This window comes from Aggregatibacter sp. HMT-949, assembly GCF_041734645.1.
Lineage (GTDB): Bacteria > Pseudomonadota > Gammaproteobacteria > Enterobacterales > Pasteurellaceae > Rodentibacter.
Genome location: NZ_CP162010.1, coordinates 468,144 through 491,973, shown reverse-complemented (window position 1 = coordinate 491,973; position 23,830 = coordinate 468,144). Strand labels below are relative to the sequence as shown.

Here is a 23,830-nt window from a genome sequence, read left to right as displayed (position 1 = left end):
AAAAAGGGCAGAAACCTGCCCTTTCATTGAAAAAATCAATCTGAATTATTTCACGGAAAAACCATAGCTCACAAGCACTTTTTTCGCTGCGTCGGATTCTAAATATGTTAAGAAATCGCGAGAATCGGCGTTGTCATGATCTTTTAAGATCGCGACCGGATAAACAACCGGTTTGTGGCTGTCAGCCGGGAAAACGCCCACAGTTTTCACATTAGGCGAAATTTTTGCATCAGTGCCGTACACAATGCCGTAAGGGGATTCCGCACGTTCAACTAATGCCAACGCGCCACGCACGTCTTTCGCACGGGCTAAACGATCTTTCACTTTGTCCCATAAATTTAATTTGGTTAATGCTTCTTCAGCATATTGACCGGCCGGTACATGCGCCGGATCGCCCACGGACAAATAACCGTCTTTTAACGCCGCAACCCATTCGCCTTTTGCGATATCTACGGAATTCACCGCGCTTTTCGCCGGCGCAATTAACACTAAATCATTTCCTACCAACACTTTTTCCGTTTCTTTAACAGTTAAGTCTTTTTCGGAAAGGTATTTCATCCATTTATTACTGGCTGACACGAAAATATCCGCCGGTGCGCCCTCTTCCACTTGTTTTGCCAAAGTTGAAGAAGAAGCGAAAGAAAATACCACTTCATTTTTCGGATTTTGCTTGGCGTAATCGGTTGCTACGTGTTGCAACGCATCGGTCATAGACGCTGCTGCAAAGACGGTGACTTTCGCCGATACACCAACCGAAAAACCTAACCCGGCGATTAAAAGTGCGGTTGAAATTTTGGTTAATTTTTTCATTCATCATCTCCTCTATGATTTAACGTTATCTACTCAATTATATATTGAAATAAAAAATAAGCATATCGAAAAAGTACGATTTTGGCATAAAATATATAACGCTCATATTCATAAGGGGATCAAATGAAAAATACTGAAATTTTACTCACAATCAAATTACAACAAACGCTTTTTATTGACCCTAAACGCGTGCGTTTACTCAAAGAAATTCAACAATGCGGTTCCATTAATCAGGCGGCGAAAAACGCTAAAGTCAGCTATAAAAGCGCTTGGGATCACTTAGAAGCGATGCACAAAATCAGCCCGCGTCCTTTGTTGGAACGCAATATCGGCGGCAAAAACGGGGGCGGCACTGCACTTACTACTTACGCCGAGCGCTTACTTCAGCTTTATGATTTACTGGAAAAAACACAAGATCACGCATTTCAAATTCTGCAAGACGAATCGGTGCCGCTCGATAGTTTACTCAGTGCCACCGCACGTTTTTCCTTGCAAAGTAGCGCACGCAATCAATTCTTCGGCAAAGTGGCTTGCCAACGCATTATTGATTCCCGTTGCGTAGTGGATGTAAATGTGACGAATTTGCCGGAACCGTTGCACGTTTCGATCACCACCAAAAGTTCTGCCCGCTTGAAACTGATGACCGAAAAAGAAGTGATGCTGATGTTTAAAGCGCCTTGGGTAAAAATCACCAAACAACCGTTAGAAAACCAAGCCAATCAGTTTGCGGTGACGATTAAATCTGTCAATGACGAAGAAGCGATTCTGCAATTCGGTGACACTGACATTGAATTTTGCGCCACCGTCAGCCGACCAAACGATTGGCAAGTTGGTCAGCAAGTTTGGGTACACATCGATCAAGAACAAATTATTTTGGCAACACTGGGGTGAGGCGAAAGCGCCTTCCAATCCACCGCATTCGCCTTGCAATCGGTGAGATGCTCAAATAGCACCGCATTGAAGCCTCTAATTTCAAGCCTTGTCAAAACCTGCAAACCGCGTCCTTCATAAAAAACAAAAAAGACCGAGCATAAAGCCTAACTCGGTCTTTAACTAAAATTCCATCCTTTAAAAAAGGAGAACTTGCGTTCTCCTTTCATGTATGTTTAAGCTGCCAATGCGGTCTCTCTTAAGCGTTTTTTGAGTTTGGTGTATTCGCTGATCACATACTGCTCCGCCCAAGCTTGGTCATCGATTTTTTCGATCCGCACTGCACTGTATTTGTATTCCGGCGTACGAGAACCCGGGTTCAAATGTTCGGCAGTGAGTTCGTTACATTTTCCGATCCACCATTGGTAGGTCATATAACAAGCGCCTTTGTTGGTGCGGGTGCTAACATCCGCGCGAGAAATCACTTTACCGCGAGATGAAGCAATCCATACCAAGTCGTTGTTTTTGATACCAAGGGCTTTGGCATCTTGGTCGTTCATTTGCACAAATCCCGGCTCATCGGCAAGCGCAGCAAGCGCTCGGCAGTTACCGGTCATTGAACGGCAGGAATAGTGACCCACTTCGCGCACGGTGGAAAGCACGAGTGGAAATTCTTCGGAAACGACTTCCATTGGCGGTTCCCAGTCGCAGGCAAAGAACTCGGCTTTGCCGTTCGGACGGTCAAAGATTTGTCCTTTATACAAATAAGACGTGCCTTGATCTTCCGGTCCTTCGTCGGTACAAGGCCATTGGATATAACCTAAGCCTTCCATTTTTTCGTAAGTCGCACCTTTATAAATCGGGCAAAGCGAACGAAGCTCATCCCAGATTTCTTGGGTGTTGTTATAGTGCATTGGGTAGCCCATGGCTTGTGCGATGAGACTGATAATTTCCCAGTCGTCTTTCACATTACCGGTCGGTTCAACGGCTTTATAGAAGCGTTGGAAACCACGGTCGGCAGCACTATATACGCCTTCATGTTCGGCACAAGAAGTTGCCGGCAATAACACGTCCGCTTCCGCGGCGGTTTGGGTCATGAAAATATCTTGCACAATCAGAAATTCCACTTTCTCAAAGGCCTTTTTCACGGCATTGATATCAGGCTCTGTCTGCAATGTATCTTCGCCCATGATGTAGAACGCCTTGATTTTATCTTCCATGATGGCTTCCGGCACTTCGCTGAGCGGCACGCCTGGTTTGGTTGGAATGGACGGCACTCCCCAAGCTTTCGCAAATTTTGCATTAATTTCCGGATCGGCAAAGCTTTGGTAGCCTGGTAAGACGTTAAACAACGCGCCCATATCGCAAGCGCCTTGTACGTTGTTTTGGCCGCGCACAGGGTTTACACCCACATTCGGTTTACCTAAGTTACCCGTCAACATTGCCAAACTTGCCAAGGCACGCACGGTTTCTACCCCTTGACGGAACTGACATACGCCCATCCCCCACAAGATGGTGGCTGTTTCCGCTTTGGCATAAGTGCGAGCGATTTCACGCAACATTTTCGGCTCGATACCGGTGATATGTTGAGTGGATTCCGGTGTGTAGGATTTAACGGTTTCATAGAACACATCGAAATTTTCAGTATGTTCATCGATAAATTTTTGATCTTGCAACCCTTCTTCTAAAATCACATTCATCATGGCATTCAAGAATGCCACGTTACTGCCGTTAGCAAGCGGAGCATAAATGTCCGCAATACGGGCAGTTTCGATTTTACGCGGGTCACAAACAATGATTTTCGCCCCTTTTTGTTTAGCGTGATTAATTCGACGCGCCACAATCGGGTGTGAAGTAGAGGCATTATAGCCAAAAATAAATACGCATTTGGTATCTTCAATCTCAACGATTGAATTAGACATTGCGCCGTTACCGACCGATTTGAGCAGACCTGTTACAGAAGGGCCGTGTCATACGCGCGCACAACAGTCAACGTTGTTATTGCCTAATACCGCACGGGCGAATTTTTGCATCACGAAATTCACTTCGTTGCCCGGTCCACGGGAAGAGCCCGTTACCATGATTGATTCGTTGCCGTATTTTTCTTTGATTTTTCTGAGACGGTTAGCGGTGTAAGAAATTACCTCTTCCCAGCTTACCGGTGTGAATGGTTCGCCACGTTTGTAGCGGATCATCGGTTGAGTCAAGCGAGGAGTCAGGATTTTTGTGTCATGCACGAAATCCCAGCCGTAATATCCTTTTAGGCACAACTCCCCTTCGTTGGTTTTGCCGTTTGCACCTTCAGCTCCCACAATTTTGTTGTTCTCCACCAAAAGATGGATTTTACAACCTGAAGCGCAATACGGACATACAGTAATCACTTTTTTAATTGCCATAATTAATGTCCTTATTTTAGATACGCCAACTTGAAACGGAATTAATATTCCAAGGGAATCATACGCTTTTTATTAGGCATATAGGCATATAAAATTTAGGGTTTTATTGATATAGAACAGGTTTTATTGAATCTGCCAAAACCCAAATGACATAAAAATATATACATGCTAGAATCGCCCGCGTTTCGGCTAACTATTACTTAAGGAGTAACTTATGAGAGAAACACACAAATCGATTGTTCAACGTCGGATTAAAAATATTAATTTTATCAATAGATACTTTGTCGGAAACGGCATCGATATTGGCGGTGGCCCTGATTCTCTAGCCCAGTTCTTAGGTATTTTTCCTAAAATGCTAAGTGTAAGAACTTGGGATCTTGAGGACGGTGACGGACAATATCTTGAAACCGTTCCTGATTGTACTTTTGATTTTGTTTATTCCTCCCACTGTTTAGAACATTTATATGACCCTGTTATCGGGTTGCAAAACTGGTTACGTGTGTTAAAGCCGAACGGTTTCTTAATCGTCACGATTCCGGACGAAGATCTATACGAGCAAGGCATTTGGCCTTCAGTAAAAAATACCGACCACAAACATAGTTTCACCATTCACAAAAATAATTCTTTAATGCCGGCTTCCGTAAACGTACTGGATCTTGCCCGACACTTTTCCGACCAAGTTAATATCGAAAGTATTATTCAAGTGCACGATTATTATCGTGAAGGCTTACCGCGGGAAATTGACCAAACGCTAGGTGATGCCGAATGTGCCATTGAATTTATTTGGCAGAAGAAATAAGCCAACAAAAAATAGAGCAAGAATTCTTGCTCTATTTTTTTTAGCTCCAGCTACTTCCGTCGGACATCGCCAAGAGCACCGCATTGGAGCCGCTAATGGCGCCGCCAAACTAGAAACTGTGATGTTACGAGTCGCTCAAACGTAAAAGTGCGGTCAATTTCCGCGGAGTTCTTGTAAAACTCACTGAAAATCGACCGCACTTCGCGCTGTAAAATAAACCTTAAGTTAAACGGCTAAAGCACAATATTATTAAGCTACGATACCGAATTGTTCTTTCATTAAGGCTTCAAAATCGGTACAACCGCCGATTGGCTTTTCATCAATAAAGATCTGCGGCACAGTTTCAACCGGTTTTCCAACGGATTTCGATAAATCCTCTTTAGTAATACCTTCCGCATGGATATCCACATAACGATAATCGAAATCGGCTACTTCACCTTTTAATTTTTCGGCAAGATTTTTTGCGCGTACGCAATACGGGCAGCCCGGACGGCCAAAAATAACGACAAACATAGTTTTTTCCTTTTGTTGATATAAAAAATCGGCGCGATTCTACCCTTTTTTTACAAACCTATAAACAGTTTTTCGGCATTGTTACGATTGGTATAATGTATCGCCTTTTAATTTGGAAATCGCCTATGAAATTGTTAATGCTTTGTCGCGAACCGCGTTTGTATAGTTGCCAACGATTAAAACAAAGCGCCGAGCAGCGCGGCCATAAAATGGAGATTTTGGATCCGAACCGCTGTCTATTAAAACTCACGGAAAATTTACCGCATTTTGAAATTGACTATCAACCACAGGAAGGTGAACCTTATCGTTTACCCGCTTACGATGCGGTGCTACCGCGGTTTGGTACCGCCAGCACGAAAACAGGCTGTGCGGTGTTACGCCATTTTCAAGCAAAAGGAATCTATTGTTTAAATTCCGAACAGGCCTTTTTAGCCGCTCGCGATAAATGGCGCAGTTTACAAATTCTAAGTGAGCAAGGTATCGCGGTGCCACATACCCAATTAAGCGGAGCTGAGGTTTTGCCTAAAACGGCGATACGAAAAATGGCTGAACCGTTGGTCATTAAAACCCTTAATGGTTCGCAAGGAATCGGTGTCGTACTGGCGGAACAAGCTTCCAATGCGGTTGCCATTTTGGAGTTACTCAAAGAGACCGGCGTACCGGTGTTATTGCAAGATTTTGTAGAGGAGGCTCGCGGTAAGGATATTCGCTGTTTTGTAATCGGCGATAAAGTGGTGGCAAGTATGCAACGTATCGGACCGGAAGGAGAATTCCGCGCTAATTTTCACCGCGGCGGAAGTGCAAATAAAATAACGCTGTCCGAAGATGAAAAACAAATTGCTATAAAAGCCGCAAAAGCCCTGGGATTGGCTGTTGCCGGTGTAGATTTAATTCGCTCGAAACAGGGTTTGTTAGTGCTTGAAGTCAATGCCAGCCCCGGTTTGGAAATGATCGAGAAAACCAGTGGCGTCAATGTAGCTTTAGAGATGATTTTATTTTTGGAAAAGGCTGTTTTATGACAGAGAAAGGCGAATTAACTGTTCGCCTGTTATTGTTTTACCCCTTTAGATTATTTTTTAGATCATAATTCGGCGGTAATTCGGGCATGGCATTCTCTTCATCGAAAGGCTCGCTCGCCGGCTGATGTTGAAATTCTTTATTATCTTGACCGCTTTTCTCTTTGCCCAAAAGCTGTGGTTGAAGTTTCACAAAACTGCTTTTCGGTGAAAGCCAAATATCAATAAAAGCTTGAGTGAATTTAGCATCAAATTCGTGATCCAATACTGTATCGTTCGCGATGAAATAACCTTTATCTTCTAAAGCGACAAAATTTAAAATATCGTTTGGTGAAAAGTCAGGGAAAATTTGCTGCATTTTTTTCAACCATTCCGTGGTGTCATCTGCACTAATTTGTTGGGCTTCCATTTCTTTAATCAAAGTAATAGCAAAATTTTTACCTTCAATCGGTTTTTCATATTTGATGGAAAACATTAATGGGCGCTGATTATTTTGATAAGAGCCGGTTTCGGAAAAAAGTCCGACACTGTAAACATGGAAAGGCCCCCAAGTATATTCGGCATTACCAACAGGCAACCAATGGGCAGAAAGCTCGGTTGAAAGGAACGCAAAAATTGCGGCAAAAAGAAATCTGATTTTCATATCGTTATTTCATAATTTGAGATGCACGAATTATAACAAAAGCCCTTGAAAAACCACAAATAAAAAGGCGAGCCAGTACTCGCCTTTGACTGTGATTTTTATCGTTTAGTTTATTTCAAACTGCCCACCATGTCTTCCGGACGCACCCATTTGTCGAAATCTTCAGCAGAAACCAAACCAAGATTAATGGCTTCTTCACGAAGAGTTGTGCCGTTTTTGTGTGCGGTTTTGGCAATTTTCGCTGCGTTTTCATAACCAATGTGAGTATTCAGCGCAGTCACCAACATTAATGAATTTTCAAGCTGTTGTTTAATACGCGGATAGTTAGGTTCGATACCGGTTGCACAGTGCTCGTCGAAGGACACGCAGACATCCGCCAACAATTGCGCGGATTGCAGGAAGTTGGCGATCATCACCGGATTGAACACATTCAATTGGAAGTGACCTTGTGAGCCCACGAATGCAATAGTGGTGTCGTTACCAAACACTTGTGCGCATACCATAGTCATGGCTTCGCATTGGGTCGGATTCACTTTGCCCGGCATGATGGAAGAACCCGGTTCATTTTCCGGAATTAAGATTTCACCGATACCGGAGCGCGGACCGGAGGCCAATAAACGAATGTCGTTAGCAATTTTGAATAAGCTCATAGCAAGTTGACGTAATGCGCCGTGGGTTTCCACGATGGCATCATGCGCCGCCAAGGCTTCAAATTTGTTTTCGGCGGTGATGAATGGCAAACCGGTAAATTTAGCGATGTATTCCGCCACTTTCACGTCATAACCTTTCGGTGTGTTCAAACCGGTGCCCACTGCCGTGCCACCAAGGGCTAATTGGCGCAAATGTGGCAGAGTGTTTTTTAACGCAAGCAAACCGAAATGTAATTGCGCCGCATAAGCGGAAAATTCCTGACCTAATGTGAGCGGCGTGGCGTCCATTAAGTGGGTACGACCGATTTTCACCACATTTTTAAATGCTTCAGATTTTGCTGCAAAGGTTTTTTGTAAACGTTCTACCGCAGGAATGGTGGTTTCCACCACTTTTTTATATGCCGCAATGTGCATGGCGGTCGGGAAGGTGTCGTTGGAGGATTGAGATTTGTTCACATCATCATTCGGGTGAATAATGGATTTTTCGCCCAATTTGCCACCGTGTAAAACGTGAGCACGGTTTGCCACCACTTCATTCACGTTCATATTGGATTGCGTACCGGAACCGGTTTGCCAAATCACCAATGGGAATTGATCGTCTAATTTGCCAGCCAAAATTTCATCACAGGCTTGCGCGATTAAATCCCGTTTTTCCGCAGGCAACACGCCGAGATCGGTATTCGCGAATGCTGCCGCTTTTTTCAAATAACCAAAGGCTTCGATCACTTCATGTGGCATAGAAGCCGCAGGACCAATTTTAAAATTATTACGGGATCGTTCGGTTTGCGCCGCCCAATACTTATCCGCCGGAACCTGAACTTCACCCATAGTGTCTTTTTCAATACGAAATGCCATTGTGATACTCCTGTCAATAGAATAAAAAAGTCGCTGGAATTCTAACACTTAGGGGTTATCAATGGAACGTAGCCAAAATACTAAAAATAAGTTTTGTGATTTAGATCATAAAAGTTGAGGTATGCCTGAATTATAACCGTACAAATCTCACACTATGTTGCAGTAATAATTTCATCGGATCTTCATCCGTACCAATGGTTTTTTCTTTTAATTCAATAAGTTTCATACGCAAATGGGCAAGCTCATGGATGCGTTTGGCAACATCTTTAATATGACGGTCAAGTAAACGATTAATTTCTTCAGTGCGTTGTTCGTTGTGATCTTCCAATGAAAGCAAGGTTTTAATTTCATTAAGGGATAAATCCAAACTACGGCAATTGCAAATAAAAGAAAGACGTTGAACGTGTTCTTCATCGTATTTGCGGAAATTGCCGTTGGTGCGATGCGGTGCCGGCAGTAAACCTTGTTTCTCATAGAAACGAATGGTTTCTACGGTACAACCCAATGCATCGGCTAATTGACCTATTCTCATCTTCTCTCCTAAATAGCGCTTGACTCTGAAGTTACTTCATATTTTATTATAAGTTCTAATCTCGTAATAAAGTAAAGGAGAAAAAAATGGACTTCAAAAAAATCGCCTTGAATTTGGCCATACTTTTAGCCGCCACCTTTGCCAAGGCGCATAATGTATGGCTAGAACCCACGTCATCGCAAGGCGAATACGTGATGAAATTCGGCCACGAAGAAACCGAAAATTATCCGCAATCCAAAATCCAGTCGATCCAAGTCTTAAATTCTCAAGGAAAATTAACCCCGCTTGAATACCGATTCAAAAATGGCGAAGCCTATTTGACACCCCAATCCGAACTCGTATTCCTTGAATTTAACAATGGCGTTTGGTCAAAATTGCCGAACGGTAAATATGTAGAAAAAACCAAACGCGAAGCACCAAACGCGGAATTTAGCACTAATCCGATAAAATTTGGCAAAGCGATTCTAAAATGGGGTGAACAAGCCTTTTACGCACATAACGTGGCCTACGAACTGATACCTCAAAGTGTAGCCGAGGCCGGTAAACCGCTTGCCATTCTTGTGTTACACAACGGCAAACCGGTGCAAGGGATTAAAGTTGGCACCGGTGAAGACGCACCGTTTAATTTAACCGATGAAAAAGGCATCGCCGAATTTACTCCACGCAAAGGTGCCAATAAAGTTTGGGCGGAATTTAATGAAGCTGTGTTGAATAATCCGGATTACGATCGCCGTTCAATTGAATACATGCTAACTTTTGACGCCAATTAATCGGAAGACTTATGAAAATTTTGTCGTTTTTCACTGCACTTTTAAGTCTTTTCTTCGTGGCGCACGCACAAGCCCACGCACTTCATGTATTTGCTCAATATGATGGGCAAATGCTTTCCGGCAAAGCCTATTATTCCGATATGACGCCTGCTGCCGAAACCTATTTGGAAGTGCAACGTTCCGGCGTCGAAGAACCGATTTTAGCGGGTAAAACGGATGCGCAGGGCGCGTTTAATCTGACCGTGCCGGATATTGCAAATAGCACATTAAAAGTGGTGGTAGAAGGCGAAGAAGGACATCGTGCGGCCATTACGGCCGATCGCATCGCCCCTTCAAATAACAAAGGGGCGGATTTGATGTTATTGCGTGAAGACATCGCTCATTTAAAAACCCAAATTTATCTGCGCGATATTTTGGGCGGCATCGGTTATATCGTCGGGATTATCGGCCTATTTGCGTGGTGGAACGCACGAAAAAGCAAAAGCGAAATTGAGAAGGAACGAATCTGATGCATTTATCTGAAGGCGTACTACACGCACCGGTTCTATTGACCAATGCGGTGCTCGCAGCAGGGGGCGTCGCAATTGGTTTGCGCAAACTTGAACAAGAGCGCTTACCGCTTACCGCATTATTCGCCGCTGCATTTTTTGTGGCAGGCACCATTCACGTACCGGTCGGCATCGGCAGCGTACATTTGATATTAAACGGCATGGCAGGGCTTTTCCTCGGTTGGACGGTATTTCCCGCGTTTCTGATTGCATTATTGCTGCAAGTTTTGTTTTTCTCCTTCGGCGGCTTTGCCGTATTGGGCGTAAATCTGTGTATTATGGCGATTCCCGCCGTCATCGCCCATTATTTATGGCGCGCACGTTTACGCCCGCAAATGAGCTTAAAAAATCGTCTGTTTGTCGGTATCGGGGCGGGCGTTGTTGGTGTAGGCGGCGCGGCGGCCTTAGCCTCTTTGGAATTAATGCTGGATGGCGGCAAAAGCTACACCGATCTGGTCTGGTTACTTTTGGCTTCGCACTTGCCGGTATTTGTGTTAGATAGCGTAATTAGCGTTGGTGTGATTAGCCTACTGTGCAAAATGTACCCCGACGCGCTAAATCGTTCCGTATTAGCGTCCTCATGAACAAAAATCTCAGCCATTGTCTGCCGCACTTTTCCCCGTCTTCCTTTTTAGCACCGCATTGGCGCCTTATCGGACTGTTTTTTTGGGGCTTAATCATTAGCGTTCTAACGGACTTCGCCTACTTGATTGGGCTCAATGCGGTGCTAATTTTAACCTTCGCCATCTTACTGTTGCGCAGCCAAAAATCTCTATCGCCTTATTGTAAACGCGGGATCGCCTTACTGATTTTTATCGCCTTGATTTGGGCGACGTTAAGTTGGCGCATCGAACAGAACCGCATTGAACTCAATCCGCAAGGCATTTTGCTGGCCGAAATCTTAACCTTGCGTATGAATTTACTGCTGTTTTCCCTTTGGCTTTTTTTATGGAACATTAGCGATGCGGTGCTGTTACAAGCATTGAGCAAATTGCCGTTGCCGAAAAAATTACTACAACTGTTTATTTTAACGGTGCGCTATATTGCGCTTTTGAGTAAGCTTCGCCAAAAAATGGATCGCGCAATGCGCGCGCGCGGATTTTGTCCCGGCGTGAATCGTCGCACCCTTTATGTGATTGCACAGTCGGTTACGTTATTATTAATTCATGCCTTATTAAAAGCGGAAACGGCGCAAATTGCGTTGAAATGTCGCGGCTTTCAATTCACTCAGAAGAAGGAAAACGAAAATGTTGTCCGTTAAAAATCTTTGTATTGAACGCCATGGCACGCCGATTATTAACGATTTAAGTTTCACTTTGGCGGGACAAACCCGCTTGTTTGTACAAGGCGAAATCGGCACCGGCAAAACCACCTTGCTACTAGCATTGCTCGGTTTTGTACCGATTACACGAGGCGAAATCAGCCTATTCGGAAAAATTTGCCGCCGAGAAAAAGACTTTGCGCCGTTTCGCGGTCCGATCGGCATTTGTTTCCAAAATGCCGATGATCAACTATTCGGCCCAACGGTATTGGATGATGTGGCATTTGGCCCCTTGAATCAAAACATAGCGCGTGAACAGGCTTATCAGATTGCCGAGCAACAACTTGAGCGTCTTGGTATCAAGCATTTAAAAGATCGTACGGTGCACACGCTTTCCGGTGGCGAGAAAAATTTCACCGCCCTTGCCGGCGTGTTGGCGATGCGACCAAAAATTTTACTATTGGATGAACCGACCAACGGGCTGGATCGAAAAAATAGCGAAAAATTGCTTACATTGTTGCACGAATTGCGTTTGCCAATGCTGATTTCCTCGCATCATCAAGGATTTATCCACCGCTTAGCGGACGAAATTATTAGTTTATGATCTCTATCAAAAACAGAGACTTTGATTGTGTTATCCTTGTTGCAAATTTGTTGAAATCTGATTTCAACATCCAGCAACGGAGGATTTATGTGTACAACCTGTGGCTGCGGACATCCGGATCAGGTCCGCATTGGCGAGCTGCCGCACCGTCATTCTGACGACGATGCGCAAGAATATACAACGCCAAATTTTTCTCATTCTACCTTTCATTTCAACAAGCCCACCGAACCGGATGATACGCAAAAACGTCTGCTAAAAATCGAACAAGACGTGTTAGGCAAAAATAATCGGCTAGCAGATCACAACCGTGCTTTTTTTGAAAAACAACATATTTTCGCGTTAAATCTGGTATCCAGCCCCGGTTCCGGCAAAACCACGCTTTTAACAACTACGCTAAACGCGTTGAAAAACGACTGTACTTGCTATGTGATTGAAGGCGACCAACAAACGGAAAATGATGCCGATCGCATTCGCGCTACCGGCGTGCCGGCAATTCAAGTAAACACAGGCAAAGGCTGTCATTTGGATGCGCAAATGATCGGTGAGGCTATGGTGAAATTACGTCCAAAAGCCGACAGTATCCTGTTTATTGAAAATGTGGGAAATTTGGTTTGCCCGTCAGAGTTTGATCTCGGTGAAAAAGCTAAGGTGGTGATTTTGTCCGTGACCGAAGGCGAAGATAAACCATTGAAATATCCACATATGTTTGCCGCTTCCGGTTTGATGATTCTGAATAAAGTGGATTTATTGCCGTATTTAAATTTCGACGTAGCGCAATGCATTGCCAATGCGAAGCGCGTGAATCCAAGTATTGAAGTGATTCAACTTTCCGCCACCACGGAACAAGGCCTGGGCGATTGGTTGAACTGGCTAGAAAACCAAAGAAAACAAGGATAGTTAATGCGATTTGTCGATGAATTTCGCGATCCTGAACTCGCCCGCAGTTTAGTGACGCAACTTGAAAAACTGATGGAAAAACTCCCGCACTTCACAGAGGAAAACCCACTGTATTTAATGGAAGTGTGCGGCGGTCATACGCATACGATTTTTAAATTCGGCTTGGATCGCTTATTGCCGAAAAGTATTGAGTTTATCCATGGCCCCGGCTGTCCGGTATGCGTATTACCGATGGGGCGAATTGATGTATGCATTGAAATTGCGCTCAAACCCGATGTGATTTTCTGCACTTTCGGCGACGCTATGCGTGTGAAAGGTCGTCAAGGTTCGCTGTTAGAAGCGAAAGCCAAAGGCGCGGATGTACGAATCGTGTATTCACCGTTGGATGCGTTAAATATCGCGCAAAATAATCCCGATAAAAAAGTGGTGTTCTTTTCCCTTGGCTTTGAAACCACGATGCCAAGCGCGGCGGTTACACTGCAGCAAGCGAAAAAACTGAGTACGAAGAATTTCTGGATTGTCTGCCAGAACATCACCATTATTCCGACTTTGCACAGTTTGTTGGCGCAAGATCAAGTGAAAATTGATGGCTTCATCGCACCGGGACATGTAAGTATGGTAATAGGCACGAAGCCGTATCAAAGTATTGTCGATAAATATCACAAACCCTTTGTGATTACCGGTTTTGAACCCTTAGATATTTTACAGGCGATTGTAATGCTTGTTCGGCAATTTGTGGATGGCCGTTGCGAAATCGAAAACCAATATAAACGGATTGTGGATAATCACGGCAATTTGCTTGCGCAACACGCCATGCAAGAAGTATTTCAACTAAAAGAAAGCAGCGAATGGCGCGGATTAGGCGAAATTGAACAATCCGGCGTGGAACTTACCGAGGCTTATCGCCAATTTGACGCCGAAATTTACTTCCAAAGCCAAGCACAACAAGTGGCCGACGATCCAAATTCTCGCTGCGGCGATGTACTGACCGGACGCTGCAAACCCTCCGATTGCCCGCTATTCGGCACCAATTGCAATCCGGATAATGCTTACGGCGCATTAATGGTATCTTCCGAAGGTGCTTGCGCGGCTTATTATCAATATCGTAGAGAATAAAGAATGAATAATATTATCACCATGGCGCACGGCAACGGTGGTGCGGCAATGCAACAATTAATTCAAGATTATTTTATGAAAGCCTTTGCCAACCCGATTTTAGCGCAAGGCGAAGATCAAGCGCGTATTCCTTTGGCCGAGCTGACACAACAAGGCGAAATCCTTTCGTTTAGTACCGATAGTTTTGTGATTGATCCTATTTTCTTCCCGGGCGGCGACATCGGCAAACTGGCAGTGTGCGGTACAGCGAATGATGTCTCAGTATGCGGTGCGGTACCGAAATATCTTTCTGCCGGCTTTATTTTAGAAGAAGGCTTGCCGCTTAGCGAACTGCAACAAATTATTCAATCTATGGCGGAAACCGCAAAGGCTGCCGGTATTCAAGTGGTGACCGGTGATACCAAAGTGGTGCAAAAAGGCGCAGTGGATAAGATATTTATCAACACCAGCGGCATCGGTGTTATTCCAAAAGGGCTGGACTGGGGCGTTCATCGAATTCAGGCGGGTGATAAAATTATCGTCAGTGGCACCATCGGTGATCACGGGGCGACCATTTTAAATTTACGCGAAAAATTAGGCATTCAAACGGATCTGCACAGCGACTGCGCAGTGCTTTATCCGTTAATTGAATGCTTACGCGAGATCGACGGCGTGAAAGCCGTGCGAGATGCCACCCGCGGCGGTGTCAATGCGGTGCTACATGAGTATGCTAATGCGCAAGCGTTGGGCATTCATATTGATGAGCAAGCGTTGCCAATTCGCCAAGAAGTGCGCGGTATTTGTGAATTACTCGGACTTGAAGCCTTAAACTTCGCCAACGAGGGGAAACTTGTGATTGTCGCTTCGGCAAACAAAACACCGGAAATTTTGACTGCACTTCATGCGCACCCGTTAGGCAAAAATGCCGCTGTGATTGGCGAAATGACGACGGATAAAAAAATACGTTTGATGGGCGTGTTCGGACAAAGTCGTTTACTGGATTTACCGACTAATGAGCCGTTACCTCGAATTTGTTAAATTTTTAATAGAAATTTTCGATTAATACTTTAAATTCGAATCATAATCCTTATTTAATTTATATCATGTTTTCTGAGGTGTAATTGTAATAGCCCCTTAGTTATTAAGATTTAGAAAGGAAATAAAAAGGAAAAGTATGGCGGAGAAAAATTATTACGATGTATTGGGCGTAGCAAAAGATGCCGATCTCAATACCATTAAAAAAGCATATCGCAAATTAGTGCGTCAATATCACCCTGATGTGAGTAAAGATCCCGATGCGGTGAAAAAAACGGCGGAAGTCAATGAGGCTTACGAGATTTTAAAAGATCAAGAAAAACGCGCTGAGTATGATGAAATGTTGGCCAACCCTTATGGTGCGGCTCAAGGTGCTAATCCGTTTAGCCGGGGTAACCCATTCGGCGGTGAAGGCGGTGGATTTCATCGTTATGAATTCCATTCCGACGGCGATGGCGCTTTTGGACAAGCTAATTTCAATTTTGAGGATTTATTTGGTTCATTTGGCCGTACGGCGCAAGCACGTGCGCGTCAAACCGGCCCAATAAAAGGCGACGATCAACATGCGGAATTTACCATCGACATCGCTACCGCTTATAACGGCGCGGCACGTAGCGTAACCTTAAATGTACCAACGCTAGACGAATACGGACACGGCGTTTATCAAGCGAAAACGTTGAATATCAAAATTCCGAAAGGCATTACCGAAGGACAACAAATTCGATTAAGCGGTCAAGGATTGCCGGGCTTAAACGGCGGTGAAAACGGCGATCTATACTTAAAAATAAAATTCGATGAAAAGCCGGATCTTTACGTCAAAAATAAAAAAGACGTATATCAAATTATTGATGTAAAACCTTGGGACGCTGTCTTAGGCGGTAAAATCATTGCCGATACCGTTGCCGGTCGCTTACAAATCAACTTGCCGGAAAACAGCCAAAGCGGTAAAAGCATTCGTTTGAAAGGCAAGGGTATTCCGACAAAAGAAGCAGGGGATTTGTATTTGAATATTCGCATTGTCGTACCAAGCGTGCAAAGCGATGCAGATCGTGCAGCATGGAAAGCTTTAGCCACACATTTTAACGGCAAGACAGCATAAGGAATTAAGGAGATCACATGAAGGACATTGATATTACATTGACTTTTAATGAAATCTTAAACGTATGCGCTTGCGATCGCCAATGGTTGCTGGCATTAATTGAAGAAGGTGTAATTACCGTGGACGGCGATCCGGAACAGGCTATTTTCAGCGGTTTTCAAATGGGACGTATTCGCCGTGCCGGACGAATTGGTCGCGATTTTGAAGCCAGCGTACCGGCGCTAGGATTGATTCTTCAATTATTAGATGAAGTCGAAGAGTTACGGAAAGGAACTCGGCCTATCGCCATTACCGAAAATAATTCGTGAAAAATACGCTTGTCATCGGCATGAATCTGAATGCGCAATTTACCTTGCGCATTCGCATTAATACGATGAGCCATATCTGGGCTAAATATGCGTTCGCAGCACCGCTCTAAGCCTAGCCCCCTCCATCAGCACCATTGAGATCCGTTTTCAGCACCGCATTGAAACCATCTTGCAATACGGCATTACTATGTTCGAGTATAACGAAATCATACGTGCGCATGACGACGTGTTCAGCCAAGCAGCGCCGTCACATAAAACTTGCCGTCAGCGCCCAAATTAGCGTCATCAGCTATATCGCCAAAATTGATTTTGCTTAAGGTAGCTTCGCCACGATTGCATAGCCTTCCATTAGGCCTTCCACGCGATATGAAGAACCGGCCGTAATAAAAGCGGCTTCGCCTTGTTCAAGGTTCAATGCGGTGCTCTCAGCGCAGTCTAACTTCACTTGCCCTTTCATCACCATCAAAATCGCAGCGCTTTGTGTCGTTAAGTGGTGGGTTTCACCACATTCGTATCGAATATTTTGCAAGGCGAAGTCTTTTGCCGGCGTGGAATAAGTAAATACGCGCGATGCTTGCGGCGCGACCGAGATAATTTGTGGCTCCACTTCACGGCAATCGATGATTTTTAGCAATTCCGGAATATCCACATATTTCGGTGTCAAGCCGCCGCGAATGACATTATCCGAACAAGCCATCAGTTCGATATTTTGTCCGCGTAAATAAGCGTGTGGAATGCCGGCTTCTTGGTAAATGCCTTCGCCGATTTTGCAATGAACGATATTAAATAGATAAAAACAAATTAAGCCCGCATCAAGTTTTTGTGGAGAAATCTCCATCGCATCCATTGTATAAAGCAGCCAATAATCCGGATTCGTTAAATCCAGTTTATCGGCGGTATAAGCGGCGTAGTTTTGTTCAATCAGCGGGACGAGCCATTGAGCTAGCGAGGCCTGATCCGCTTGCATTATCTCGGCATAGAAATCGTGCAAATCTTGTTTGCGTAATTTTTCCGCCAATGGCGCAAGCGATGGACGACATTCGAACGCGGCGAGAATTTTATCTTTGCATTTAAAACCGTGCAGTAACCAAAAATCCGATAAGGCAATCATCATTTCCGGTTTGTGATTATCGTCTTTGTAAATGCGTTTTGGATCGTTCAAATCAATGCCTTTAGCATTTTCTGCGGCAAAACCAATTTCCGCTTGCCGTTTCGTCGGATGAAGTTGAATAGAAAGCGGTTTCGCCACATCCAAAATTTTCAGTAAATACGGCAACGCATGACCAAAAAGCGCCGTACTTTGCGCCCCCAATGCGGTGCTATTTTGGCATACAAAGTCGTTAAGCGGTTGAATTTTACCTTCCGTTTCAAGTATGGAGGGCGCAGAAGCATGCGCGCCTAGCCAATATTCGGCGTAATGTTGGTTTTCTTCGGTGGGAATATTCAATAATTGCGGAATATAATGGCGTCCACCCCAAATATAATGCCGGAGGGCACCGACGAGTTTATAAATCATAATTTTCTCTTTGTAGAAATAAAAAATCCGCTCAACGGCGGACTTTTCAGAGATAACAAAAACTATTTTTTGAGTACCAACACGATGGATTCACCGGCAACCACTTCGCCTGATTTTTTCTCGATGTTGGAAATTTCGTCCATATTAGAAACTACAACCGGCGTTAATACGGATTTTGCTTTGGATTCTAATAATTCAAGATCGAATTCAATCACCGTATCGCCACGTTTTACAGCCTGGCCTTCTTGGGCGATGCGGGTAAACCCTTCGCCTTTTAATTCCACAGTATCAATGCCGAAGTGAACGAATAATTCAATCCCTTCTTTTGATTCCATTGAAAATGCGTGGTTGGTTTCGAAAATTTTACCGATAACGCCATCAATCGGGGCTACGATCTTGTTGCCTTTCGGACGGATAGCGATACCGTCACCAACGATTTTTTCAGAGAACACAACATCAGGTACATCTTCGATATTTACGATTTCACCTGAAAGCGGTGCATAAATTTCGACTTCTACCGATTTGTTCTCTTTAGAACCGAATAATTTGTCAAATAAGCCCATTTTAATCTCCTATCCATTAAAGATGGCCGGCATTTTAACGCAAAACCTTAATTTTGTATCTAGTTTAGCGCTTTTTCTGCCAAAAATTCTTCAATTAACCGCTCGATTTGTGCTGCAGTCGGTTGCTGTAACGCCTTATCTGCAAGCGCTTTTGCATCTTGAAAATTCACGTTACGGATTAACTTTTTAATGCGTGGCACAGAAATCGCACTCATACTGAACTCGTCTAACCCCATACCGAGCAACAATAAGGTTGCATGCTCGTCACCAGCCAATTCGCCACACATTCCCGTCCATTTACCTTCGGTGTGCGACGCATCAATGACTTGTTTAATTAAACTCAACACAGACGGTTGCATTGGATTATAAAGGTGAGAAATCAATTCATTACCACGATCGACCGCTAAAGTATATTGGGTTAAGTCATTAGTACCGATGCTAAAGAAATCGACTTCTTTTGCTAAGAATTTTGCGTTCACCGCAGCAGACGGCGTTTCCACCATCACGCCAATTTGAATGTTTTCATCAAACGCTTTACCTTCCGTACGCAATTCCGCTTTTAAGATTTCCATCACGGATTTTAATTCACGAATTTCTTCCACCGAAATAATCATCGGGAACATCACCGCCAATTTACCGAATGCGGAAGCTCTTAACACGGCGCGTAATTGCGCATGCAGAATTTCACGACGATCTAAAGCGATACGAATTGCGCGCCAGCCCAAGAATGGATTCATTTCTTTCGGTAAATCCAAATACGGCAAATCTTTATCGCCGCCGATATCCATCGTGCGAAGTACCACTAAGCGGCCATCCATCGCTTCTACCACTTCTTTATAAGCAATGAACTGCTCTTCTTCGGTCGGTAATTGATCACGATCCATAAATAAAAATTCGGTACGATATAGCCCTACACCCTCAGCACCGTTACGATTAGCGCCGTCGCAGTCGCGAATGGTTCCGATGTTTGCCACCACGTCCACTTTATGACCGTCTAAAGTAATTGCCGGAAGATCTTTTAATTTCGCCAATTCCGCTTTTTCTTCCGCTAGCTTTGCTTCCAATGCTTTTAATTCATCAATTTGAGCTTGAGTCGGATTGATATAAATTCTGTTATTTACCGCGTCAAGAATTAAGAAATCACCGGTATTAACTTGTTCGGTGACATTATTTGTGCCCACAATCGCCGGTAATTCTAAAGAACGCGCCATGATAGAAGTATGAGAAGTACGACCGCCGATGTCGGTGATGAAGCCAAGCACTTTCTCAAGATTAAGCTGTGCAGTTTCGGATGGGGTTAAATCATACGCTACAAGAATCGATTCCTCGTTAATATCGCCAAGATCGACAATCGGCATACCTAAAATATTTTTAATTAAACGATTACCGATATCACGAATATCACCGGCTCGCTCTTTCAAATATTCATCATCGATTTCCGACAGCATCGCCACTTGTTGATCGATAATTTTGCTTGCTGCGACGCTAGCGTTAACGTTATGTGAACGAAGATAATCTAAAATTTCCTCTTCTAATTCTTCGTCTTCAAGAATCATTAAGTGGCCTTCAAAAATCGCCGCTTTTTCTTCACCCAATGAAGCGAATGCTCGATCCTTAATGGAATTTAATTGCTCAACGGCGGCATTTCTGCCCTCATAAAAGCGTGCCACTTCAGCTTCAACTTGATCATCTGTAATTTTAGTCGTATCAAGAACGATTTTTTCTTCTTTAAGCACTAATGCCTTACCAAAGACAATACCTGGGGATGCGGGAATACCTGAGATCATGTTCACCTTCCGAAACAATTTAATAGGGGTCAAACAAAACTATAGCCATAAAATACCGCAACATTTCCCGAGTACCTAAACCGGAGCAAACTTAAAACGGATTTTATGGCTATATTCAAAATTATTCTAAAGTTGGAATTAATGCGACTAAATGTTCGACAGCTTGTTGCTCGTCTTCACCGTCTGCAGAAATAGTGATCACTGTCCCTTGCGTTAAACCTAAAGTTTGTAACTTAAACAAACTTTTCGCACTAGCACTTTTCCCTGCGGATGTCACAGTGATATCAGAAACAAAGCCTTTTGCTTCTTTGACAAATTGTGCAGCCGGACGAGTGTGCAAACCGTTAGGAGCTGTGATTTCGACATCTTTTGAAAACATATGTTACCTCTATTTAGTAATTGTTTAATTTTAAAATAGCCAGATTCAAAAAACCCGCGATAGTATCCTTGCTAAAGGCTAAATAATCAAGGAAAAACGGGAAAAAACTTGCGTTATGTCGTAAAAACAGAAGTATTCCTATATGTCCAAATGTTATCTTATTTGCATGAAATTGAATCAAAGCGTAGAAAAATGTCGTTGTGATTTGGTTTCCGATAAACTCGCTATAAGCTTATGATAATTATCATAACGAACTGAAGAGATGCGCCCCGCTGCTACTGCATCGCGTAATGCACAGCCGGGATCATTCAAATGTTTGCAATCGCGAAATTTACAGGTGCCAAGCACATATTGAAATTCGCGGTAACCTTTAGTAATTTGCTCCGCATCCAAATGCCACAAACCGAATTCACGAATGCCCGGCGAATCAATCAAATTCCCGCCTTGCGGTAAATGGTATAAACGAGAAGAGGTCGTCGTGTGCTGACCTAAACCCGAAGTTTCGCTAATGCTTCCCACCACCGCATTCACGGACGGCAAGATACGATTGATTAAGCTGGATTTCCCTACGCCCGATTGCCCAACGAAAATTGATGTGCCTTCACTTAAAAGCGCGCTCAGTTTTTCCATATTTTTTCCGTTTTGTGCAGAAATAATCATCGTTTGGTAACCGATATCGCGGTAAATCTGCAGTTGCCCTTCCACTTCCTTTTCTTGCTGTTGCGACAACAAATCACCTTTATTGACGACAATCAGCGGTTCAATGCGGGCGGCTTCACATACCACAAGATAGCGATCAATAATATTCAAAGAAAGCGCAGGCAACATGGCGGAAACAATAATAATGCGGTCGATATTCGCCGCAATTGGTTTCAAGCCGTCATAATAATCAGGACGTGCGATTTCATTACGACGCGGATGAATTGCCTCAATTACACCGCTGACGCCTTGTAATTGTTGATTGCCTTTACGCCACACCACATGATCGCCCACCACCACGCCTGATAAAGCACGACGCAAATTACAACGATAAACCTCGCCTTGCGCATTTTCTACATCCGCATGCGCGGAATAACGCGTAACCACAATACCTTCTTGCGACTCGCCGAGCATTTCGTCTTGCCATTCAATGTCCTTTCTTTTATGACGATGCAAGGTTTTGGCGTTGTTAGCTTGAATACGGCGGGTTTGGTTTTGGGTAAGTTTACGTTTAGCCATAAAAGTGCGGTCGTTTTCTGCGAAGTTTCTGCTAAAATGAAAAAAATTTCACATAGGATACCTTATATTATGCAATTAGATAAACAAAATCTGATTTGGCTCGACTTAGAAATGACGGGCTTAGATCCGGAAAAAGAACGTATTATTGAAATTGCCACCATCGTCACCGATAAAAATCTCAACATTCTGGCCGAAGGCCCTGTCTTGGCGGTGCATCAGAGTGACGAATTGCTGGGCAAAATGTCTGATTGGTGCGTGAAAACGCACACGGCGAACGGCTTGGTGGAACGTGTCAGAGCCAGCAAACTCACCGAACGAGCAGCGGAATTACAAACCTTAGATTTTTTAAAACGCTGGGTGCCGAAAGGCGCATCGCCGATTTGCGGCAACAGCATCGCGCAAGATAAGCGTTTTTTATATCAATATATGCCGGATTTGGCGGATTATTTTCATTATCGCCATATCGATGTCAGCACCTTGAAAGAACTTGCTGCCCGTTGGAAACCGGAAGTATTGGAAGGATTCCAAAAAGGCAACACGCACTTGGCTCTGGACGATATTCGCGAATCCATCAAAGAACTCGCTTATTATCGCGATCATTTCATCAAATTGGATTAAAACTTCGCCAAGCGGCGCTTTTTACAAATTTTGCCCTTGCAAGGCATTAAAATATTCGTATAATGTCGCCCCATTCACTGATGTGAATTTGCGGGAATAGCTCAGTTGGTAGAGCACGACCTTGCCAAGGTCGGGGTCGCGAGTTCGAGCCTCGTTTCCCGCTCCAATTTTCACACTCAATGCGGGAATAGCTCAGTTGGTAGAGCACGACCTTGCCAAGGTCGGGGTCGCGAGTTCGAGCCTCGTTTCCCGCTCCAAATTCACAATCCGTTGCAAAAGCAGCGGATTTTTTATTTATGCCAAACGAGAAAATGCTTTTAGGCGACTTATGAAACGGTGCGGCGATGGCTTGAGGCAGAAATTATCCTTCCAAAATAGCACCGCATTGAAGCCGCCTCCAATGCAGTGCTATTCTTTGACACAAGCCAACGCTTTGATCGACAGGCATTTTGTCAATTTACCCGCAGCATACCGGCAAATAGCCGTTCTCACCAAAATCCGTTTCGCGAAAACGCCTAAAATGGGGTAAAATCTCGCACCGTTTTAACGCTAATCAATCATGATAACTATGCTCGAATCAACCCGTTATATTCCTGATGAATCCACCATGCTCCGTTTCGGCAAAAAGTTGGCTGAAAATATTTTACAAGTCCAAGCAAATCGCGCCGTAATTTTATATTTCAACGGCGATTTAGGCGCCGGCAAAACCACACTTACACGCGGTATGGTGCAAGGTTTGGGGCATCAAGGCAAGGTGAAAAGTCCGACTTATACTTTAGTGGAGGAATACAACGTCGCCGGCAAAATGATTTACCATTTCGATTTATATCGTCTCGCCGATCCGGAGGAATTGGAGTTTATGGGCATTCGCGACTATTTCGCCAAAGACTGCATTTGTCTGATCGAATGGCCGGAAAAAGGCGAAGGGCTGCTTCCGCCGGCAGATTTATCGGTCAATATCGATTATTACGATGATGCGCGCAACATTACGCTCATCGCACAAACCACATTGGGCGAACAAATTCTTCGCCAGCTATAACTCTTACAC

Annotated in this window: 26 protein-coding genes and 2 tRNA genes; 17 read left to right on the top strand and 11 right to left on the bottom strand. The window is 44.1% G+C overall.

Translation table 11 applies throughout. From position 1 onward, the window contains the following. Positions 1 to 45: 45 nt before the first annotated feature. Positions 46 to 810, bottom strand: coding sequence for a molybdate ABC transporter substrate-binding protein (gene modA, locus AB3F25_RS02450; protein ID WP_373603934.1), 765 nt, complete (start codon positions 808 to 810; stop codon positions 46 to 48). Positions 811 to 933: 123 nt separating this feature from the next. On the opposite strand from modA, the gene AB3F25_RS02445 reads away from it, so the two are divergent. Further along, positions 934 to 1,701, top strand: coding sequence for a TOBE domain-containing protein (locus tag AB3F25_RS02445; RefSeq protein ID WP_373603933.1), 768 nt, complete (start codon positions 934 to 936; stop codon positions 1,699 to 1,701). 215 nt (positions 1,702 to 1,916) lie between these two features. On the opposite strand, the gene fdhF is transcribed toward AB3F25_RS02445, so the two are convergent. Next, positions 1,917 to 4,070 carry a formate dehydrogenase subunit alpha gene (gene fdhF / locus AB3F25_RS02440; protein ID WP_373604309.1) on the bottom strand — a complete coding sequence of 718 codons (2,154 nt, stop codon included), beginning with the start codon at positions 4,068 to 4,070 and terminating at the stop codon, positions 1,917 to 1,919. A gap of 220 nt (positions 4,071 to 4,290) precedes the next feature. On the opposite strand from fdhF, the gene AB3F25_RS02435 reads away from it, so the two are divergent. After that, positions 4,291 to 4,875: a methyltransferase domain-containing protein gene (locus AB3F25_RS02435; RefSeq protein ID WP_373603932.1), complete on the top strand. Its 585-nt coding sequence runs from the start codon at positions 4,291 to 4,293 to the stop codon at positions 4,873 to 4,875. A gap of 249 nt (positions 4,876 to 5,124) precedes the next feature. Here AB3F25_RS02435 and AB3F25_RS02430 read toward each other — a convergent pair whose 3' ends face one another. After that, positions 5,125 to 5,388: a GrxA family glutaredoxin gene (locus AB3F25_RS02430; protein ID WP_005628952.1), complete on the bottom strand. Its 264-nt coding sequence runs from the start codon at positions 5,386 to 5,388 to the stop codon at positions 5,125 to 5,127. 125 nt (positions 5,389 to 5,513) lie between these two features. Between AB3F25_RS02430 and AB3F25_RS02425 the strand changes: the two genes are divergently transcribed. Beyond that, entirely contained in the window at positions 5,514 to 6,407 is an 894-nt protein-coding gene (locus AB3F25_RS02425; protein ID WP_373603931.1) for a RimK family alpha-L-glutamate ligase, read from the top strand. Between the two features lie 37 nt (positions 6,408 to 6,444). On the opposite strand, the gene AB3F25_RS02420 is transcribed toward AB3F25_RS02425, so the two are convergent. From AB3F25_RS02420 to AB3F25_RS02410, 3 genes are all read right to left on the bottom strand, one after another. Beyond that, complete coding sequence (locus AB3F25_RS02420) at positions 6,445 to 7,047, bottom strand: chalcone isomerase family protein (protein WP_373603930.1); 603 nt, start codon at positions 7,045 to 7,047, stop codon at positions 6,445 to 6,447. A 110-nt stretch (positions 7,048 to 7,157) separates the two neighbouring features. Further along, the gene (fumC, locus tag AB3F25_RS02415; protein WP_373603929.1) at positions 7,158 to 8,552 is read right to left on the bottom strand and encodes a class II fumarate hydratase; all 1,395 of its coding nucleotides are present in this window, start codon (positions 8,550 to 8,552) and stop codon (positions 7,158 to 7,160) included. Positions 8,553 to 8,682: 130 nt separating this feature from the next. Beyond that, complete coding sequence (locus AB3F25_RS02410; protein ID WP_373603928.1) at positions 8,683 to 9,084, bottom strand: Cd(II)/Pb(II)-responsive transcriptional regulator; 402 nt, start codon at positions 9,082 to 9,084, stop codon at positions 8,683 to 8,685. A gap of 86 nt (positions 9,085 to 9,170) precedes the next feature. On the opposite strand from AB3F25_RS02410, the gene AB3F25_RS02405 reads away from it, so the two are divergent. The 10 genes from AB3F25_RS02405 to AB3F25_RS02360 all read left to right on the top strand — a co-directional run bounded on the left by AB3F25_RS02405 (position 9,171) and on the right by AB3F25_RS02360 (position 16,701). Beyond that, positions 9,171 to 9,854: a DUF4198 domain-containing protein gene (locus AB3F25_RS02405; RefSeq protein ID WP_373603927.1), complete on the top strand. Its 684-nt coding sequence runs from the start codon at positions 9,171 to 9,173 to the stop codon at positions 9,852 to 9,854. Between the two features lie 11 nt (positions 9,855 to 9,865). Continuing rightward, complete coding sequence (locus tag AB3F25_RS02400; RefSeq protein ID WP_373603926.1) at positions 9,866 to 10,363, top strand: carboxypeptidase regulatory-like domain-containing protein; 498 nt, start codon at positions 9,866 to 9,868, stop codon at positions 10,361 to 10,363. Then, positions 10,363 to 10,986 (top strand): cobalt transporter CbiM, encoded by a 624-nt coding sequence (cbiM, locus tag AB3F25_RS02395; protein ID WP_373603925.1) that lies wholly within the window; start codon positions 10,363 to 10,365, stop codon positions 10,984 to 10,986. Before AB3F25_RS02400 ends, cbiM begins: the two co-directional genes overlap by 1 nt. Then, positions 10,983 to 11,663: a CbiQ family ECF transporter T component gene (locus AB3F25_RS02390; protein ID WP_373603924.1), complete on the top strand. Its 681-nt coding sequence runs from the start codon at positions 10,983 to 10,985 to the stop codon at positions 11,661 to 11,663. The genes cbiM and AB3F25_RS02390 overlap by 4 nt, the downstream gene beginning before the upstream one ends. Next, positions 11,650 to 12,267, top strand: a complete 618-nt coding sequence (locus AB3F25_RS02385) for an energy-coupling factor ABC transporter ATP-binding protein (RefSeq protein ID WP_373603923.1) — start codon at positions 11,650 to 11,652, stop codon at positions 12,265 to 12,267. The genes AB3F25_RS02390 and AB3F25_RS02385 overlap by 14 nt, the downstream gene beginning before the upstream one ends. Before the next feature lie 87 nt (positions 12,268 to 12,354). Then, positions 12,355 to 13,164: a hydrogenase nickel incorporation protein HypB gene (gene hypB, locus AB3F25_RS02380; RefSeq protein WP_373603922.1), complete on the top strand. Its 810-nt coding sequence runs from the start codon at positions 12,355 to 12,357 to the stop codon at positions 13,162 to 13,164. A gap of 3 nt (positions 13,165 to 13,167) precedes the next feature. Further along, positions 13,168 to 14,280, top strand: a complete 1,113-nt coding sequence (hypD, locus tag AB3F25_RS02375) for a hydrogenase formation protein HypD (RefSeq protein WP_373603921.1) — start codon at positions 13,168 to 13,170, stop codon at positions 14,278 to 14,280. Between the two features lie 3 nt (positions 14,281 to 14,283). Further along, positions 14,284 to 15,297, top strand: a complete 1,014-nt coding sequence (gene hypE, locus AB3F25_RS02370) for a hydrogenase expression/formation protein HypE (RefSeq protein WP_373603920.1) — start codon at positions 14,284 to 14,286, stop codon at positions 15,295 to 15,297. A gap of 136 nt (positions 15,298 to 15,433) precedes the next feature. Continuing rightward, positions 15,434 to 16,393: a DnaJ C-terminal domain-containing protein gene (locus AB3F25_RS02365; protein WP_373603919.1), complete on the top strand. Its 960-nt coding sequence runs from the start codon at positions 15,434 to 15,436 to the stop codon at positions 16,391 to 16,393. A gap of 17 nt (positions 16,394 to 16,410) precedes the next feature. Then, positions 16,411 to 16,701: a chaperone modulator CbpM gene (locus AB3F25_RS02360; RefSeq protein WP_373603918.1), complete on the top strand. Its 291-nt coding sequence runs from the start codon at positions 16,411 to 16,413 to the stop codon at positions 16,699 to 16,701. A 313-nt stretch (positions 16,702 to 17,014) separates the two neighbouring features. Here AB3F25_RS02360 and manA read toward each other — a convergent pair whose 3' ends face one another. The 5 genes from manA to rsgA form a co-directional block, all read right to left on the bottom strand. After that, positions 17,015 to 18,217, bottom strand: coding sequence for a mannose-6-phosphate isomerase, class I (manA, locus tag AB3F25_RS02355; RefSeq protein ID WP_373603917.1), 1,203 nt, complete (start codon positions 18,215 to 18,217; stop codon positions 17,015 to 17,017). A 62-nt stretch (positions 18,218 to 18,279) separates the two neighbouring features. Next, positions 18,280 to 18,780 (bottom strand): PTS glucose transporter subunit IIA, encoded by a 501-nt coding sequence (gene crr / locus AB3F25_RS02350; RefSeq protein WP_373603916.1) that lies wholly within the window; start codon positions 18,778 to 18,780, stop codon positions 18,280 to 18,282. 59 nt (positions 18,781 to 18,839) lie between these two features. Then, positions 18,840 to 20,567, bottom strand: coding sequence for a phosphoenolpyruvate-protein phosphotransferase PtsI (gene ptsI, locus AB3F25_RS02345; RefSeq protein ID WP_373603915.1), 1,728 nt, complete (start codon positions 20,565 to 20,567; stop codon positions 18,840 to 18,842). A gap of 121 nt (positions 20,568 to 20,688) precedes the next feature. Then, positions 20,689 to 20,946, bottom strand: a complete 258-nt coding sequence (gene ptsH / locus AB3F25_RS02340; RefSeq protein ID WP_373603914.1) for a phosphocarrier protein Hpr — start codon at positions 20,944 to 20,946, stop codon at positions 20,689 to 20,691. Positions 20,947 to 21,123: 177 nt separating this feature from the next. After that, positions 21,124 to 22,164 carry a small ribosomal subunit biogenesis GTPase RsgA gene (gene rsgA / locus AB3F25_RS02335; protein ID WP_373603913.1) on the bottom strand — a complete coding sequence of 347 codons (1,041 nt, stop codon included), beginning with the start codon at positions 22,162 to 22,164 and terminating at the stop codon, positions 21,124 to 21,126. Positions 22,165 to 22,233: 69 nt separating this feature from the next. Between rsgA and orn the strand changes: the two genes are divergently transcribed. From orn to tsaE, 4 genes are all read left to right on the top strand, one after another. Next, positions 22,234 to 22,782, top strand: coding sequence for an oligoribonuclease (gene orn / locus AB3F25_RS02330; protein WP_373604308.1), 549 nt, complete (start codon positions 22,234 to 22,236; stop codon positions 22,780 to 22,782). Positions 22,783 to 22,872: 90 nt separating this feature from the next. After that, positions 22,873 to 22,948 (top strand) — tRNA-Gly (locus AB3F25_RS02325). A gap of 15 nt (positions 22,949 to 22,963) precedes the next feature. After that, positions 22,964 to 23,039, top strand: a tRNA-Gly gene (locus AB3F25_RS02320). Between the two features lie 311 nt (positions 23,040 to 23,350). Then, positions 23,351 to 23,821 (top strand): tRNA (adenosine(37)-N6)-threonylcarbamoyltransferase complex ATPase subunit type 1 TsaE, encoded by a 471-nt coding sequence (gene tsaE, locus AB3F25_RS02315; RefSeq protein ID WP_373603912.1) that lies wholly within the window; start codon positions 23,351 to 23,353, stop codon positions 23,819 to 23,821. Positions 23,822 to 23,830 lie beyond the last annotated feature (9 nt).